Below are 14,767 nucleotides of genomic sequence, written 5' to 3'. Positions count from 1 at the left end.
CTCCTGTTCGCCAGCCGACTGAATTTCCTGAAACCTTCTGGCTGATGGAGCAGCCTCCAGCACGGCACGCTATTTGTGTGGTCAACGGGAGCAGACCGTGAGACGCACATCATGAAACGCTGACTTGACCGGAGGAAGCAGACGAAACAGGCAGGCGGGGACCCGACCCCCGCGGAGCGCAGCGATCCGCACCGATCGGGATACAGAAAAATCGCAAGAGACGAATTCGTCCGAGGAGGAGTTATGCAACGTTTCATCAACCGTTCCCGCCGCCGTTTTCTCTCCCAGGCCGGAGTTGGACTCCTGGCCTACGCCGGCCTGCCGGTCTGGCTGCGCGCCATGGAGGGGATGGCTGAAATGCCCAAGATGGCCCCCAACAAAGCCTCGCCGGACTTCAACCCGGACGTGGAACTGGACCTGATCTGCCGGCAGACTGCGATGTCCATCCTGCCCGGCCCCGACACCTGGGTCCAGCAATACATCGGCAAGCTCGTCAAGGGCCCGGAAAACACGCTGACCACCCTGCCCGGCTCCTACCTGGGCCCGCTCATGCGCTTCCGCACCGGGCAGAAGATCCGCATCAACCTGCGCAACGAACTGGAGGAACCCACCATCACCCACTGGCACGGCCTCAACGTGCCGGCGCTGATGGATGGCCACCCCATGTATGCCCTGGACAAGGGACAGACCTTTGTCTATGAGTTCGAAATGGTCAACCGCGCCAGCTTCATCCTCTATCATCCGCACACCCACGGCATCACCGGCAAACAGGTCTACCACGGCCTGGCCGGGGGCATCCTGGTGTCGGACGAGGAGGAAGCCAAGCTGGGTCTGCCCTCGGGGGAATACGAAATCCCCATCGTGATCCAGGACCGCAGCTTCAACGACCAGAACCAGTTGGTCTATGTGCGCCACATGCACGACCGCATGACCGGTTTCCACGGCGACCGCATTCTGGTGAACGGGCGGCCCGACGTGAGCCTGGACGTGGCCTCGCGCGCCTACCGGCTGCGCATCATGAACGGCTCGAACGCGCGCATCTACAAGCTGGCCTGGGATGACAACTCGCCCATGGTCGTGCTCGGCGTGGACGGCGGCCTGCTGGAAAGCCCGTTGCACAAGCCCTACGTGATGCTAGGGCCGGGCGAGCGCATCGATGTCTGGGCTGACTTCAGCGGGCGCGCGGTCGGCTCGCAACTGGTCATGCGCAGCCGGCCCTTCAAGGGCGCCCTGCCCAAGATGGCCGAGCAGATGATGCGCGGCGAAATGGGTGGCATGGGCGGTGGACATGGCATGGGCCGCGGCATGGGAGGCGGTGGCGGCATGGGCATGATGGGCGGCATGATGGGTAGCAAGCTGCCCCTGGGCAGCGACTATCCCATTTTCACGGTGCGTGTCACCCGCCAGGTGAGCGACAGCCCCAAGCTGCCGACCCAGCTTTGCACCATCAACCGCCTGAAACTGGAAGATGTGGCCAATCCGGACAAGCCAGTGCCACTGGGAATCTCCGAGGCGCCCGGTGCCATGCTCCTCAACGGCCGGCCCTACGCGCCCAATGATTTCCTCCCGAGCGAGCGCATACCGGTAAACACTCTGCAACTGGTGGAAATCTTCCACGCCCACGGCGGCGCGGGCGGCCACGGCGGCGGCGATGCCAAAGCCGCCCCGGCGGGCGAGCACGGCGGCGAGCCGGCCAAGCCGGCCCAGGAGCAAGGCGGTATGCAACATGGCGGAGGAGGCCAGGGGATGGGCATGATGGGGCACGGCATGGGCATGGGTATGATGGGCGGCATGAACCACGGGGGCGGGGGCGGCGACGGCAAGTCCATGCAGCAAGGCTCGGGAATGGGAGGCATGGGCGGCGGCATGGGTATGATGGGTGGTGGGATGGGCGGAGGCATGATGATGTCCATGGCCCACCCCATTCACCTGCATGAGGAGCCCTTCCAGATCCTGAGCCGCAGCATCGGGGCGGAAGAAGCGGACGACTATGCAACGGTGCGCGAAGGCTTCATCGACTCCGGCTGGAAGGACACGGTCCTGGTCATGCCGGGCGAGAAGGTGCGCCTGATCAAGCCCTATATGAAAAACAAGGGAGTGTACATGGTCCACTGCCATAATCTGGAGCACGAGGACATGGGCATGATGCGCGAGTTCCTGGTGGAATGATTCCGCAGGCCGAAGGCGCGCGGAGGCAAGCCGCTTCCGCGCGCCTCGGCTCTCTCGCCGACGCCTCGTCAATCGAATTCAACGCAAGCCGGAGGTATTTGACGCCATGAACTGCGAGACGCATTTGAACCGCAGCGGTTGCGAGGCGCGACCATGAACACCGCACAACAGTGGATACGGGTGCCAACCATGACCCTTGCCGAACGCCTGGTTGCCATTCAAGCCGAGTATGATTCGGCCTGTGCCGAAGCCGCCTACCTGAGACGCCTGGCTGCCAGCAAGTCGCGCCTGGCGCCTGTCGCAACCCAGCCCGCCGAGAGCGAACCGGCGGAAGCCATTGCCCGCCTACGCGACCGTGCCGATGCCATCAGCGAGCGCGCCAGCGAACTCAAGCTGCAGATTGCCGAGATAGAAAACCACTTCCTGGAATCCGGGGAAACGCCGGACGCTGGGGCCGCCAAACAATTCAGGGAATTGCAGGACCGGCTTGCCTTGCTGCGCCATCGGGAACATGCCGAGCCGACAGGGTTTGAGGAAAACAGTCCATTGGAAGAGGAATTGAAGCTGTTGCGGACCGAGTATCTGCGGACGCGCGCCGCGGAACTGGCCAAGACCTATCTTGGACTCGCTCACCAATTGATGGATGCGGCCACCCAAATCAAGGCCCTGAGTGGCGTCGCAGAACAGGAGAGCGGCACCGCTCTTTTAAGGCTGGACACTCTGGAAATCCCGCTGCCGCGCGATCATGGCAGTGTCGAAAACCTTGAGGACGGCCCTCTGAGCCTCGACGACGATCGGGTGCGGGAAATTCAGCAGACCTTGCGGGCCCATCTTGCCACCTTGTTGAAATACTGAGGCCGCAGGTCATCCTCGCACCGGTCGGAACCTTGGGTAGCGTAAGCCTTCAATCCGCGATCCGCGTAGGCGAAACACGGAATAGATCCGAGGCTCCCTAGCGGCGCTTCCGCTTCCGCTTTTTGACGGATTTGTGTAGGGTTCGATGCGAGAGGCCTGCAACGCTGTCCGCATCATCTGAGGCTGCGGCATCATCGCCCCGATCTTCCTCAAGGGGCCGGCCGGCCTCGCGCAGCGAGCCCGCGTGACCGCCGGCACCAAACCGCCAGTCCTCATCTCCGCGCAAACGGAAGCGGGTGTTATCGTTGAGCCGCCGATAGCCTTGATCGTCGTAGTTGCGATCGCCGAAATACCTGGGCGCGCGCCGCAGCGCCGGGTTTTCCGGCGTCACCACGTCATTGCCCCAGGAATCGCGACGCTCCGCCTCCCGCTGCCTGAGCCAGTTCTGCAGGTCATGGGCGCGCTCATCAAACGAACCCTCCTGCTCGTCGCCACTGTCGGCATCGCTCCATGACCTTGAATAGCGCGGGTCGGCAGCCTGGGCTGCGCTGACAGAAACCAGCAACAGGGCCAGACACAGACAGAACGTATAGAGCGGCTTAGGCTTGAAGTGAGGGTGGGCCATAGGTTTCCGCGGGAAGGCGAAATGGACCAGGATAGACGCAATCGAGGGCGCCCCCTGCGATTGACCGGAAAAATCAAACAGGCTTCAGAGCCAGACCATTCGGCGGCGGAAGCTCAAACCGACGATCGGTCGCGCAGTCTCGTGCGGGTCCAGTCGCGGCTCAATAATGCAGCAGCGAATGCACCGGGTAGCCGTTCAGGCGCTCCCGGCCATTGAGAAAATCCAGTTCGACCACAAAGGCGCAGCCAACCACCGATGCGCCCAGGTTTTCGATCAGTTCGCAGCTTGCGCGGGCCGTTCCGCCGGTGGCCAGCAGATCGTCCACCAGCAGCACCCGGTCGCCGGGTCCCAGGGCGTCGATATGCACCTCAAGGGCGGCCGAACCGTATTCCAGATCATAGGCCACGCTCTGCACGTCGTAGGGCAGTTTGCCGGGCTTGCGCAATGGCACGAAGCCCAGGCCCATTTCCCAGGCCACCAGGGAGCCAAAGATGAAGCCCCGCGCTTCCATGCCGGCCACGGCGGTGATGTCCTGACCGACAAACGGCTGCATGAGCTGCTGAACCGCCAGCCGCAGCGCTGCCGGGTCTTTGACCAGCGGGGTGATGTCCTTGAAGACGATGCCGGGTTTGGGAAAGTCCGGAATGTCGCGGATACCGGCCTGCAGGCTTTCCATCAATGTTTGGCCTTGACCTTGGCGGCGCGCGGCTGGGGTTGCCGAATGCCGGGCTGCCGGGCCAGGAAGGTCTCGATGGAAGCCTGGATGCCCGCCGGATTCAAGCCGCAGAGAGCCAGGCATTCATCACGGCTGCCCTGCTCGACGAAGGTATCGGGCAGTCCCAGGTTGAGAATGGGCAAGAGTATTTGCTCCGCCAGCAGTAACTCGTTGACGGCGGAACCCGCGCCGCCCGCCACCATGTTTTCCTCCACGGTGACGATGTAATCGTGACTATGGGCCAGTTCCAGCACCAACTCGCGGTCCAATGGCTTCACGAAGCGCATATTCACCACGGTCGCATTCAAGTCGGTTCCCACGGCCAGGCTGGGCGTCACCATGCTGCCGAAGGCCAGAATCGCCACCCCTTTGCCATGCCGCTTGATTTCCGCCTTGCCTATGGGCAGCACCGACAGTGACTCCTCGATGGGCACGCCCGGACCCTTGCCTCGGGGGTAGCGCACCGCAGCCGGTCCCTCGTGCCTGAAGCCGGTGTAGAGCATCTGGCGGCATTCGTTTTCGTCGGCGGGCGCCATGATCACCATGCCGGGAAGGCAGCGCATGTAGCTGAAATCGAAACTGCCGGCGTGGGTCGGCCCATCGGGGCCCACCAGTCCGGCACGGTCGATGGCAAACAGCACGGGCAGGCGCTGCAGGACCACGTCGTGGATCAGTTGATCATAGGCGCGCTGCAGGAAGGTGGAATAGATCGCCACCACCGGATGGTAGCCTTCACACGCCTGGCCGGCCGCCAGCGTGACCGCATGCTGCTCGGCGATGCCCACATCGAAATAACGGTCCGGAAAACGCTCGGCGAACTCCTGCAGGCCGGAACCCTCGCGCATGGCGGGGGTGATGCCCAGCAACTTGGGTTCCTTGGCCGCCGCGTCGCACAGCCACTTGCCGAATACCTCGGTGTAGCTGGGGCTGCTGGGCTTGGCCTTGGGCAGATGATCCTTGCTGGGATCGAAGGTGCCGACGCCGTGGTAGGCGACCGGGTCCAGTTCCGCGGGCAGATAGCCCTTGCCCTTCTTGGTCACCACATGCAGGAAGCGCGGCCCCGGCGGCAGCTCGCGCAAATTGCGCAGGGTGGTGATGAGGACATCCAGATCGTGCCCGTCGATGGGGCCGATGTAGTTGAAGCCCAGTTCCTCGAACAGGGTTCCCGGAGCCACCATGCCTTTCACGTGTTCCTCTGCGCGCCGCGCCAGTTCCCAGACACTGGGCATGCTGCGGCTGAGCAACTGGCGGCTGCCCTCGCGCACGCTCGAGTAGAACTTGCTGGAGAGTATCTTCGCCAGATAGTTGTTGAGGGCGCCCACATTGGGCGAGATGGACATCTCGTTGTCGTTGAGCACCACCAGCAGGTTGGCGTCGAGCACCCCGGCGTGATTGAGCGCTTCGAAGGCCATGCCTCCGGTCATGCCCCCATCGCCGATGATGGCCACGGCGTGGCGGTCGCTGTTGTCCAGGGCCGACGCGATGGCCATGCCCAGGGCAGCGCTGATAGACGTACTGGAATGGCCGACGCCGAAGGTGTCGTAGATGCTCTCCTCCCGGGACGGGAAGGCCGAGACGCCGTCCTTTTGCCGGATGGTCGGCATGCGGTCGCGGCGACCGGTCAGAATCTTGTGGGGATAGGCTTGGTGTCCCACGTCCCAGACCAGCTTGTCATCCGGGGTATTGAACACGTAGTGCAGGGCGATGGTCAGTTCGACAGTGCCCAGGCCGGCTGCCAGGTGGCCACCGGATTGGCTCACGCTTTCCAGGAGAAAGGCCCGCAATTCCTCCGCGACTTGCGGGAGCTGCTCTTCGCTGAGGAGACGCAGATCGGAAGGGCTGTTGATTCCTTGCAGCAAAGAATTCGTCGAATCAGTCATTGAGTGGACATTCCAGAAACGTGGGCCCCGACTTCCGCCTCGGTATGCTTACCGATGTTGTCGGTCAGAAGATGTGTTGGGCAATTATGAGACTCCGGGGGGCAGCTTTCAAGGAGAGAATGCCGCCGCCGCCCGCGCCGGCCTTGCGTGTCGGGCACCATGCAGAAGCTTGCCATTCAAGCGCTTGCGTGCCGCCCGTGTCAGCTTTGACGCTGCACGATGAACGAGGCCAGGGCCCGAAGGTGGTCAGCCTCCGCACCCAGGGCGGACAGGCTCTGCTGGGCCTCCTCGTGCAGTTCCGCCGCCTTCTCCCTGGCCCCGTTGAGGCCCAGCAGCGCCGGATAGGTGGGCTTGTTGTTGTCGCGGTCCTTGCCTTGGGTCTTGCCCAAGGTCTGGGTGTCGCTTTCCACATCGAGGATATCGTCCTGGATCTGGAAGGCCAGGCCCATGCATTTGGCATAGTGATCCAGCCGGTCCGCCAGGGTCTCTTCCAGGTCGGGCTTGGCCAGGGCCGCCAGGCGCACGCTCGCTCGGATCAACGCGCCGGTCTTGCGGATGTGCATGGCTTCGAGACCCGGCAGATCCAGGGCTTTGCCCACGGAATCCAGATCGATGGCCTGCCCGCCCACCATGCCGCAGGAACCGCTGGCGACGGTCAAGGCATCCACCATGGCCAATCGGCTTTCCGCAGGCACCGCGATGCTGGGATCTTGAGCCAACACCTGAAATGCCAGGGCCTGCAGGGCGTCGCCCGCCAGGATGGCGGTGGCCTCGTCAAAGGCCTTGTGGCAGGTGGGCTTGCCGCGGCGCAGGTCGTCGTTGTCCATGGCCGGCAAGTCGTCATGGATCAGGGAATAGACGTGGATGAACTCCACAGCGCAGGCGGGGCCATCCAGTACGTCCAGGCCTACCCCCAGAGCCTGCCCTGTCGCGTAGACCAGCAAGGGACGGAGGCGCTTGCCGCCGCCCAGGGTGGAGTAACGCATGGCCTGATGCAGACGCTCAGGCAACTTCCCAGCCGCCGGCAGACGCGCATCCAGAGCCTCTTCGACCCTGGCCTGACACGCCAGCATGAAATCTTTCAGGGATTGTTCACGGTTCATCATTAAACGCTTTCAGGATAGGCTCGCCGTTCTCTTCCAGAAGGATCTGCACCTTCTGCTCCGCTTCCTTGAGTGCCTTCTGGCATCCCCGAGCCAGATGCACGCCCCGCTCGAAGAGCTTCAGGGATTCTTCCAGGGGGAGGTTTCCCTGTTCCATGCGCTCCACCAGTTGTTCGAGTTCGGCGAGGGAGTCCTCGAATTGGAAAGCCTTCTTGACCATGGACAGGGCTCGTGAAGCCAACAAAAGGCTGGCATTATCCCATATTTGTGACAGCTTGACTAAGCCGGCCGGCCCCAGGACTCAGCAACAGGCTCCGGCCGCCGGATCCTTGCCGGCGAACTGCGCCAAAGGCGCCGTGCCGCAAGCGAACAGGCCGTAATGCACGGCGGTATCGCCAGCAATCCGGAAGTGCGGGGTGTAACGGGTCTTGCCCAGCATGTCGGCGGTATTCCCGCACACCGGCATGGGACGCCCGGTCTGCAGCAGGTGATGATCGTCGAGTTGGAAGGCATGGGGCGAGCCGGGTATGCTGCCCAGGTAATAGGCGACCTGGCCGTAGTCCTCGCAGCGGTCTTCCAGTTCCAGCTTGAAGGCGCGCACCGTCAGGGAAAAGAACCCGATCATCCCGGCCTTGCGCTCGATGTCCGGGTTGTTGAGGGCGATCGGGCTGCTGCTGACCACGCGGTAATCTGGGCAACCGATTCGCGCCATCAGGCGCCTGAAATCCTCCAGGTACAAGGCACCCCCCAGGCATTCGCCCAGCAGCACAGGATCGCCGGCCAGATGGGGTGGCACCCGCCGGTCGGCGAACACATCGGAAAAATAAAGCTCGCCACCGGGCTTGAGCACCCGCCATATTTCTGCAAAAACCCGTTCCTTGTCCGGCGACAGGTTGAGCACGCAGTTGGATATCACCACGTCCACGCTGGCATCGGCGATGCCGAGGACGCCGAGATCCTCGATATAGCCCTTGAGAAAACGCACATTGGGCCTTGCGTAGCCGAACTTCTCGGTGTGGTAGCCCACATGGCGCCGGGCCACGGCCAATTGCTCGTCGGTCATGTCCACGCCGATCACTTGGCCGCCCTCCCCCACCAGCCGCGACAAGAGAAAGCAGTCGCGCCCGGAACCGCAGCCCAGGTCAAGCACCGTCATGCCGTCCAGGCATGAAGGAATGGGCGAACCACAGCCGTAGAACTTCTCCGTCACCTCCGGATGCAGTTCCTTAAGCAGACTGCGCAGGTCCTGGGGCAGGCTCTCGCCCGTACAGCAGGCGCTGGTCTTGAGATCCTGCTGCGTGCTCAGAATCTTTCCGTAGTACTCCTGCACGGCCTCATGGGCTGGTTGCGCTTGCATGGTTCAGTCTCGACCTCGCTTGATTGCTATGGACACGCCGCCCCGACCGGGCACGATCAGTTCGCCGCGGCGGCCGTGGTAGGCCGCTGCCCTTTGGGCGCCAGGAAATACAAATCGCCGAAGCGAGTCACCACGCTCTCGCCGGTGTTGTCGGTATCCGCGGCGATGGCGATACCGCTCACCGGCGGCGCGAAGTCACCAAAGGCGCTGCGGAAATCGTCGGCAATATTGCGTTCCTCCTCCACCCAGTGCCCCACCTGGGCGTCACCGCTCTCCACGACCACCATGCGCACCCGGCTGGTATAGGCGCTCGGCATGCTAGTACCCACCGGATGGCGGTTGTCCCAGACGTAGCAGAGGGTCGCGGCGGGCAGATCGGAGCCGTACAGGGCGCGCGCCAGCCCGAATGCGGCACGATCCATGAAGGACAGCCGGCTGGGATCGTAGTCGAAGAACACATAGACGCGTGCCGCATAGTCATCGCCCTCCTTACTGGCCAGGTCGCTCTTCTCGATGACCCGCGACACCTTCCAGCGCCAGCTCAGCTTGGGCGTCTGGTGGGGATCCGCACGCAGCTTGAAAGTCAGGCTCGATGCCGCGGCGTCGGAGATGGCCTGCACCACGGTCCGGCCCTCATCCTCAACCAGGGAAAATGCGGTAGCCCGCGGCACCTTGGCCAACACCGTGGGCACCCAGCCGGCGGGCAAAGGGCCTCCCGCGCGCTCTTTGGAAAATGGCGCCGGCTGCTCAGGCAGCGCCGCCACTCCCAGCGGCACCAACCAGCACATCCCAATCAGCCAAAGACGTTTCATGCACCATTCTCCAGAAACCATTCGCTCATCAAACCGCTCACCCGCAGCCGCTCCACGTCCTCGGGTCGGTCTACATCCCACAGCCGCAGCGGCTCCGCCCAGCGCCAAGCAAGCCGTTCCAGGCGCGCACGCGTCGCCGCCATGACGTTCGAGCCGCCCCATTGCAAGCCTTCAAACAGGCAAGGCTCCGCGTGGCGCAGACCGGCCAGCACGTAACCTCCGTCCTCTGCGGGCAGAAAAACCGCATCGGCGCCTGCACGCAGGCTGTCGGAAGCCCGGCGCAGCGCGCATCCGTCCAGGGTCGGGCAGTCGCTTCCCACCAGCAGTGCCGGGCCGGCCCGGCACAAGCTGGCGAAGCAGTGCAACATCCGCTGCCCCAGATCTCCGTCGCATTGGGACCGCAACTCCACACCCAGCCTGGCGTGCAAATCCTGAAACAACAGGTGCGCGGTATCCGGCCAGCACCACATGGAGACAGGGCCCAGGCCGGCTTCCACCGCGGCCGTTACGACGCGCCGGATCATGGCAGCCTGCAGACGGGCCGCCCGCTCCGCTCCGAGCACGGGGATTAGCCGCGTCTTGACGACCCCAGGCACCGGGGCCTTGGCAAATACCGCGATGGCGGCATGCTGTGCCTCAGCGGGGGGCATAACCGTAGCATCTGGCCAGCCAGGCTGGATCAGCCCCGCAGAAATAGGCCAGACGCAGGCCCCACATCGTCAACACGGTGCGCAGCACGCCCCGCTCCTCCCAGCGCCGGCCCGAGGTAGTGACCCGCGCACTCAGGCAAACCGGGGGGCTCCGCGCTTTGAGCCGGCGCGACAAGGCGATATCTTCCATCAGTGCCATGTCCGGAAAACCGCCCGCTTCCCGAAACCGGTCGGCGGAAACGAACAAGGCCTGATCGCCCGTGGCGATGCCGGTGAGGCGCGAGCGCAGGTTCATGCAGGCCGCGATGACCGACAACAGCCAATGACGGCCCTCAATGCTCACATCGAAGTGCCCCCAGCCGCTGCCGGCGGCCAGGCCCCAGCCAATACGCTCAACGGCGTTCGCCGGAAGCCGGGTGTCCGCATGCAGGAACAGTAACACATCGCCCCGCGCCCCCGCCGCACCGGCATTCATTTGCGACGCGCGCCCCCGGGAGGCTTGCAGCACGAGATCCGCCAGCCCGACCGCCAAGGCCGCAGTGCCGTCGCTGCTGCCGCCGTCGACCACGATAAGCTCGTGCCCGCAGTCGCGTAGCCCCTGAAGTTGACCTAAATAGTCACCCAAAAGGGCGGCCTCGTTCAAGACCGGGATGATCACGGAAAGTCTGAGCGGCGGAACATTCACCCCAGGCGCCCCTGCAGATAGCGCTCCAGCCAGCGTCGCGCTGCGCCGGGGGTATGGGCCCGCCGCCATTGGGCGGCCACCTGCTGAACCGCGCCCGCGTAGCTGGGATACACGTGAATGGTGGCGAGCAGCTTGCGCAAGCCCAGGCCGTGCCGCATGGCCAGGGTAAATTCCGTGATCAGATCGCCGGCGCGCGGGCCGACGATGCTGGCGCCCAGGATGCGGTCGCTGCCGGGGGGCGTCAGCACTTTGATGAAGCCCTGGGTTTCACCCTCGGCCACAGCGCGGTCCACATCCAGCATGGGCAGACAGGTCAACTCGTAGGCGAGGCCTTTGGATTTCGCCTCCCGCTCGTTGAGTCCGACCCGCGCGACCTCCGGATCACAGAACGTGGCCCAGGGGATGACCCCATAATCCACCCGCAGTTTCCACCAATCCCCCAACAGGGCATTGAAAGCCGCATGCCAGGCCTGATGACCGGCCACATGGGTGAACTGAAACGGGCCCGCCGCATCGCCGCAGACATAGATGTTCGGAAACCGGGTCTGCATCCGTTCGTCGCACAGCCCGCCTTCCTCTCCAAGCAGCCCCAGTTCCTCGAGCCCCAGACCCTCCAGTCGTGGCTCACGCCCTAGGGCAACCAGCAAGTGGTCAAATGGCACGCTCACCTGCTCGCCATCTCCTTCAATCACCACACGCTTGCCTTCGCCCTCGACGGCCACCGCGCGATGCCCCAGACGCAGGTCCACGCCGTCGCCTCGCAGCGCCTTCGCGAGCCCATCAGCAACGTCAGCATCCTCTCGGGCAAGCAACTGTGGCAGCGTCTCGACGAGCGTCACCCGGGACCCCAGGCGCGCAAAACACTGGGCCAGTTCGCACCCCACCGGACCGCCGCCCAGCACCACCAGGTGCTCGGGCAAAGCCTCCAGGTTCCACACCGTATCCGTGGTCAGGTAGGCGACTGCATCCAGGCCCGGAATATCCGGCACCCTGGGCCGGGCGCCGGTGGCAATGACGATGCTTCGGGCGGTCAGATGTCTTTCGCCGGCCTCGGAGACGATCGCGACTTCCCAGGGCGACACCAGCCGCGCCCGGCCCTGGATCACTTCGACACCCAGCCCCTTATAGCGCTCCACGGAGTCATTGGGTGCGATCTGCGCGATCACCTGCCTCAGCCTTGCCATGATCCTGGGAAAATCCGCGCGCGGCTCGGCCACGTCCAACCCGAATTCGGCGCCCCGGCGCGCCAGGCTCAGCACCCGGGAAGAGCGGATCAGCGCCTTGGAGGGCACACAGCCGGTGTTGAGGCAGTCACCGCCCATGCGATCCTCTTCGACCAGGGTCACTTTCGCCCCGAGGCTGGCCGCCACGTTGGATGCGACCAAGCCCGCCGAGCCGGCGCCGATCACCAGCAGATTGCGATCGAAGCGCTTCGGCTTGGGCCAAGGCGCGTAGGCCCGGCGCGCCTTGAGCAGGTCCAGGAGCCGCCGCGCCAGTAGGGGAAACACGCCCAAGAGCGTAAATGACGCCAGCAGTCCAGGCGATAGCACGCCCGAGAGCGAATCGAGCTTCCCCAGTTGGGTGCCGGCATTGACGTACACCAGGGTGCCCGGCAGCATGCCCACCTGGCTGACCCAGAAGAAGGTGCGTGCCGGCAAGGCCGTCAACGGGACCAGCAGGTTGACCAGAAAAAACGGCACCGCCGGCACCAGGCGCAGGGCAAGCAGGTAGAAGGCGCCATCGCGCACTATTCCGGCGTCGACCGCAGCAAATTGGCGTGGAAAGCGGTTCTTGACCCAGTCGCGAAACAGGAAGCGCGCGAGCAGGAAGGCCAGGGTCGCCCCGATGGTAGAGGCGAAGGAGACGATGACGGTCCCCCACAGCAGGCCGAACAGGGCCCCGCCCGCCAGGGTCAGCACCGCGGCGCCCGGCAAGGACAGGCCGGTGACCAGAATGTAGATGAGCACGTAAAGCCCGGCCGCCGCCCAGGGCTGGGTGCTGCGAAAGCCGGCCAAATCCCCGTACTGCGCCTTCAGTGCTTCCAGGGAGAAGTACCGCTGCAGGCCAAAGGCGAAGAACAGCAGCACCCCCAGCAACATGGAGGCGGCCAAAATCAGTCGAGCATGTTTCATATCCCCTCCCTACTGAAAACGCACCGCCTTCGCCTGGCCGGTGGTTCAGCCGGTCGGTGGATGCGAGGTCTCTGTTCTCCGCACGATCCCTCGCCGACCCGAAATCCTGATCTCCTTCCTCCCTCCGCTTCGCCTCACATCAGACTGGCCACGAGCATCAAGAATGCGCCAGGCTCAGTTCGGCGTCCACTGATAAAGCCAGGTTTCCGTGAGCGCGCCTTGCTCGTCCTTGAGGTATAGGCGCAAATTCACCGGCTCGCGCCCGTCGGGAATCAGGTCAAAGTTGCAGCGCCAGCCGTTGAGTTCCTTGATTGGACGGGCCGCCTCCGCGGTTATCGTGCCGTGCGATGCGGAGATCACCGGCACCACCTTGGCATCCTTGCCCAGTTGTTCCAGACGGCCACCACTGAAATCGACGACGAACTTGCGCGCAGGAATAGTCTTCTTCTGGCCGGGAATGCCGCCGACGCCGATGCGGGTGCTGATGACCTGCGCCGCGCTGGACTGCCGCGGCGGCGTGGAACCCCAGAACATCCGGTACTGGAAGCTCAGCTCCTGACCGGGCACGACCGGCGCTGCCGGGTTCCAGAAGGCGACGATATTGTCGAAGGTCTCGTCCGCCGTGGGTATCTCGATCAGTTGCACCGATCCCGGACCCCAGGCCCCGATCGGTTCGATCCACAAGGAGGGTCTGCGATCGTAATAGGCGCCGTCGTCCTGGTAGTGATCGAAGTCACGGTCGCGCTGCAACAAGCCGAAGCCGCGCGGGTTCTCGTCGTAGAAGGAATTGACGTGCATATGGGGCGGGTTCACCAGGGGCCGCCAGATCCATTCGTTGTTTCCGGTCCAAAGGGCCAGGCCGTCGGAATCATGGATCTCGGGGCGGAAATCGTCGCTCATGCGCTTGTCGTTCTCGCCGTGCTGGAACATGGCGGTGAGCGGGGCGATGCCGATGCGCTCGATGGCCTTGCGCGGAAACAGATGGGACTCCACCTGCATGACGGTGGTGTCGCCGGGGCTCACCACGAAGGTGTAGGCGCCGGTGACACTGCGGCTGTCCATCAGGGCATGGAGGGTCACCGAGTCCGAATCGGCCTTGGGACGCTCCAGCCAGAACGTGGTGAACTCCGGGAATTCCTCTGGGCGGTTCAACCCCGTGTCGACGGCCAGTCCCCGCGCCGACAGCCCGTACTGCTTGGTGCGCCCCACGGCGCGGAAATAACTGGCGCCGAGGAAGGCGAACATATCGCGCTCGAAGTCCTCCTTGGCATGCACTCGGAAGCCCGCGAATCCCAGGTCACCGGGCTTTTTCGGCACTTTCAGCTTGCTGCCGAACTCGAACAGTTCCGGCGAATAGTGGACGGGCCGGGCAATGCCGTCCACCACCTCGTTGATCTTGATCGGGTGCTTGAAAAAAAGCCCCAGGTGGAACAGGCGCGCCTGGAACGGCAGATTGTCCTCCTTCCACAGGGATTCATCGGCTTTAAAGCGGATGGACTGATAGGCGTCCCAATCCAGGTTGGCAATCCAGGCGGGGAGCCTGGAATCCGGCGCGACATAGGGCGACTGGGCGAGCATCTGCGCCTGCAGCCGCAGCCACTCGCGGCTGAAGGCCATGCCGTCGTCATCATCCTTGGCGAAGGCGCCGGTTGCCATGACGCCGTAGAGAAGCGCCGCAAGAAAGGCGAGCGGAATGGAGCGCTGCAGAATTTGACGTCTGTTCATGGCCACCGATTATACCTACCGTGTCGATCCGAGGAAGGAAATGGGCATTGCACCGGGGG

13 protein-coding genes are annotated in these 14,767 nt (G+C 64.0%); 2 read left to right on the top strand and 11 right to left on the bottom strand.

What is annotated here, in order from left to right; all coding sequences use genetic code 11:
- The first annotated feature begins 243 nt into the window (after positions 1-243).
- Together EK23_RS15825 and EK23_RS15820 are read left to right on the top strand one after the other, a co-directional pair.
- A complete protein-coding gene (locus EK23_RS15825) occupies positions 244-2,169 on the top strand; it encodes a multicopper oxidase family protein (protein WP_045226367.1) in 1,926 nt (641 codons plus the stop codon).
- Between the two features lie 153 nt (positions 2,170-2,322).
- Positions 2,323-3,024: a hypothetical protein gene (locus EK23_RS15820; RefSeq protein WP_145998697.1), complete on the top strand. Its 702-nt coding sequence runs from the start codon at positions 2,323-2,325 to the stop codon at positions 3,022-3,024.
- Positions 3,025-3,121: 97 nt separating this feature from the next.
- Here EK23_RS15820 and EK23_RS15815 read toward each other — a convergent pair whose 3' ends face one another.
- The 11 genes from EK23_RS15815 to EK23_RS15765 all read right to left on the bottom strand — a co-directional run bounded on the left by EK23_RS15815 (position 3,122) and on the right by EK23_RS15765 (position 14,708).
- Positions 3,122-3,649 (bottom strand): hypothetical protein, encoded by a 528-nt coding sequence (locus tag EK23_RS15815; protein ID WP_045226365.1) that lies wholly within the window; start codon positions 3,647-3,649, stop codon positions 3,122-3,124.
- Between the two features lie 160 nt (positions 3,650-3,809).
- Positions 3,810-4,325 carry an adenine phosphoribosyltransferase gene (locus EK23_RS15810; protein ID WP_045226364.1) on the bottom strand — a complete coding sequence of 172 codons (516 nt, stop codon included), beginning with the start codon at positions 4,323-4,325 and terminating at the stop codon, positions 3,810-3,812.
- On the bottom strand, positions 4,325-6,244 hold the full coding sequence (dxs, locus tag EK23_RS15805) for a 1-deoxy-D-xylulose-5-phosphate synthase (RefSeq protein ID WP_045226363.1): 1,920 nt from the start codon (positions 6,242-6,244) through the stop codon (positions 4,325-4,327). The genes EK23_RS15810 and dxs overlap by 1 nt, the downstream gene beginning before the upstream one ends.
- Before the next feature lie 200 nt (positions 6,245-6,444).
- Positions 6,445-7,347, bottom strand: coding sequence for a (2E,6E)-farnesyl diphosphate synthase (gene ispA, locus EK23_RS15800; protein ID WP_045226426.1), 903 nt, complete (start codon positions 7,345-7,347; stop codon positions 6,445-6,447).
- Complete coding sequence (locus EK23_RS15795; protein ID WP_045226362.1) at positions 7,337-7,567, bottom strand: exodeoxyribonuclease VII small subunit; 231 nt, start codon at positions 7,565-7,567, stop codon at positions 7,337-7,339. Before EK23_RS15795 ends, ispA begins: the two co-directional genes overlap by 11 nt.
- Before the next feature lie 81 nt (positions 7,568-7,648).
- Positions 7,649-8,704 (bottom strand): methyltransferase domain-containing protein, encoded by a 1,056-nt coding sequence (locus tag EK23_RS15790; protein WP_045226361.1) that lies wholly within the window; start codon positions 8,702-8,704, stop codon positions 7,649-7,651.
- A gap of 56 nt (positions 8,705-8,760) precedes the next feature.
- Complete coding sequence (locus tag EK23_RS15785; protein ID WP_045226360.1) at positions 8,761-9,516, bottom strand: DUF3047 domain-containing protein; 756 nt, start codon at positions 9,514-9,516, stop codon at positions 8,761-8,763.
- Entirely contained in the window at positions 9,513-10,166 is a 654-nt protein-coding gene (locus EK23_RS15780) for a TIGR04282 family arsenosugar biosynthesis glycosyltransferase (RefSeq protein WP_045226359.1), read from the bottom strand. Before EK23_RS15780 ends, EK23_RS15785 begins: the two co-directional genes overlap by 4 nt.
- Positions 10,153-10,824, bottom strand: coding sequence for a TIGR04283 family arsenosugar biosynthesis glycosyltransferase (locus EK23_RS15775; RefSeq protein WP_235282135.1), 672 nt, complete (start codon positions 10,822-10,824; stop codon positions 10,153-10,155). The genes EK23_RS15780 and EK23_RS15775 overlap by 14 nt, the downstream gene beginning before the upstream one ends.
- 23 nt (positions 10,825-10,847) lie before the next feature.
- Positions 10,848-12,983, bottom strand: a complete 2,136-nt coding sequence (locus tag EK23_RS15770; RefSeq protein WP_045226358.1) for a dihydrolipoyl dehydrogenase family protein — start codon at positions 12,981-12,983, stop codon at positions 10,848-10,850.
- A 174-nt stretch (positions 12,984-13,157) separates the two neighbouring features.
- Positions 13,158-14,708: an OpgD/OpgG family glucan biosynthesis protein gene (locus EK23_RS15765; protein ID WP_045226357.1), complete on the bottom strand. Its 1,551-nt coding sequence runs from the start codon at positions 14,706-14,708 to the stop codon at positions 13,158-13,160.
- Positions 14,709-14,767 lie beyond the last annotated feature (59 nt).

The sequence above is a fragment of the Methyloterricola oryzae genome, assembly GCF_000934725.1.
Taxonomy (GTDB): domain Bacteria; phylum Pseudomonadota; class Gammaproteobacteria; order Methylococcales; family Methylococcaceae; genus Methyloterricola; species Methyloterricola oryzae.
Note: the sequence above shows the minus strand (reverse complement) of the source record. Positions and strands in the feature narration are given on the sequence as shown.

Bases quoted from the DNA above. Each gene is read 5' to 3' on its own strand.
- EK23_RS15825 (WP_045226367.1), top strand. From the start codon at position 244: ATGCAACGTTTCATCAACCGTTCCCGCCGCCGTTTTCTCTCCCAGGCC.
- EK23_RS15820 (WP_145998697.1), top strand. From the start codon at position 2,323: ATGAACACCGCACAACAGTGGATACGGGTGCCAACCATGACCCTTGCC.
- EK23_RS15815 (WP_045226365.1), bottom strand. From the start codon at position 3,649: ATGGCCCACCCTCACTTCAAGCCTAAGCCGCTCTATACGTTCTGTCTG.
- EK23_RS15810 (WP_045226364.1), bottom strand. From the start codon at position 4,325: ATGGAAAGCCTGCAGGCCGGTATCCGCGACATTCCGGACTTTCCCAAA.
- dxs (WP_045226363.1), bottom strand. From the start codon at position 6,244: ATGACTGATTCGACGAATTCTTTGCTGCAAGGAATCAACAGCCCTTCC.
- ispA (WP_045226426.1), bottom strand. From the start codon at position 7,347: ATGAACCGTGAACAATCCCTGAAAGATTTCATGCTGGCGTGTCAGGCC.
- EK23_RS15795 (WP_045226362.1), bottom strand. From the start codon at position 7,567: ATGGTCAAGAAGGCTTTCCAATTCGAGGACTCCCTCGCCGAACTCGAA.
- EK23_RS15790 (WP_045226361.1), bottom strand. From the start codon at position 8,704: ATGCAAGCGCAACCAGCCCATGAGGCCGTGCAGGAGTACTACGGAAAG.
- EK23_RS15785 (WP_045226360.1), bottom strand. From the start codon at position 9,516: ATGAAACGTCTTTGGCTGATTGGGATGTGCTGGTTGGTGCCGCTGGGA.
- EK23_RS15780 (WP_045226359.1), bottom strand. From the start codon at position 10,166: ATGCCCCCCGCTGAGGCACAGCATGCCGCCATCGCGGTATTTGCCAAG.
- EK23_RS15770 (WP_045226358.1), bottom strand. From the start codon at position 12,983: ATGAAACATGCTCGACTGATTTTGGCCGCCTCCATGTTGCTGGGGGTG.
- EK23_RS15765 (WP_045226357.1), bottom strand. From the start codon at position 14,708: ATGAACAGACGTCAAATTCTGCAGCGCTCCATTCCGCTCGCCTTTCTT.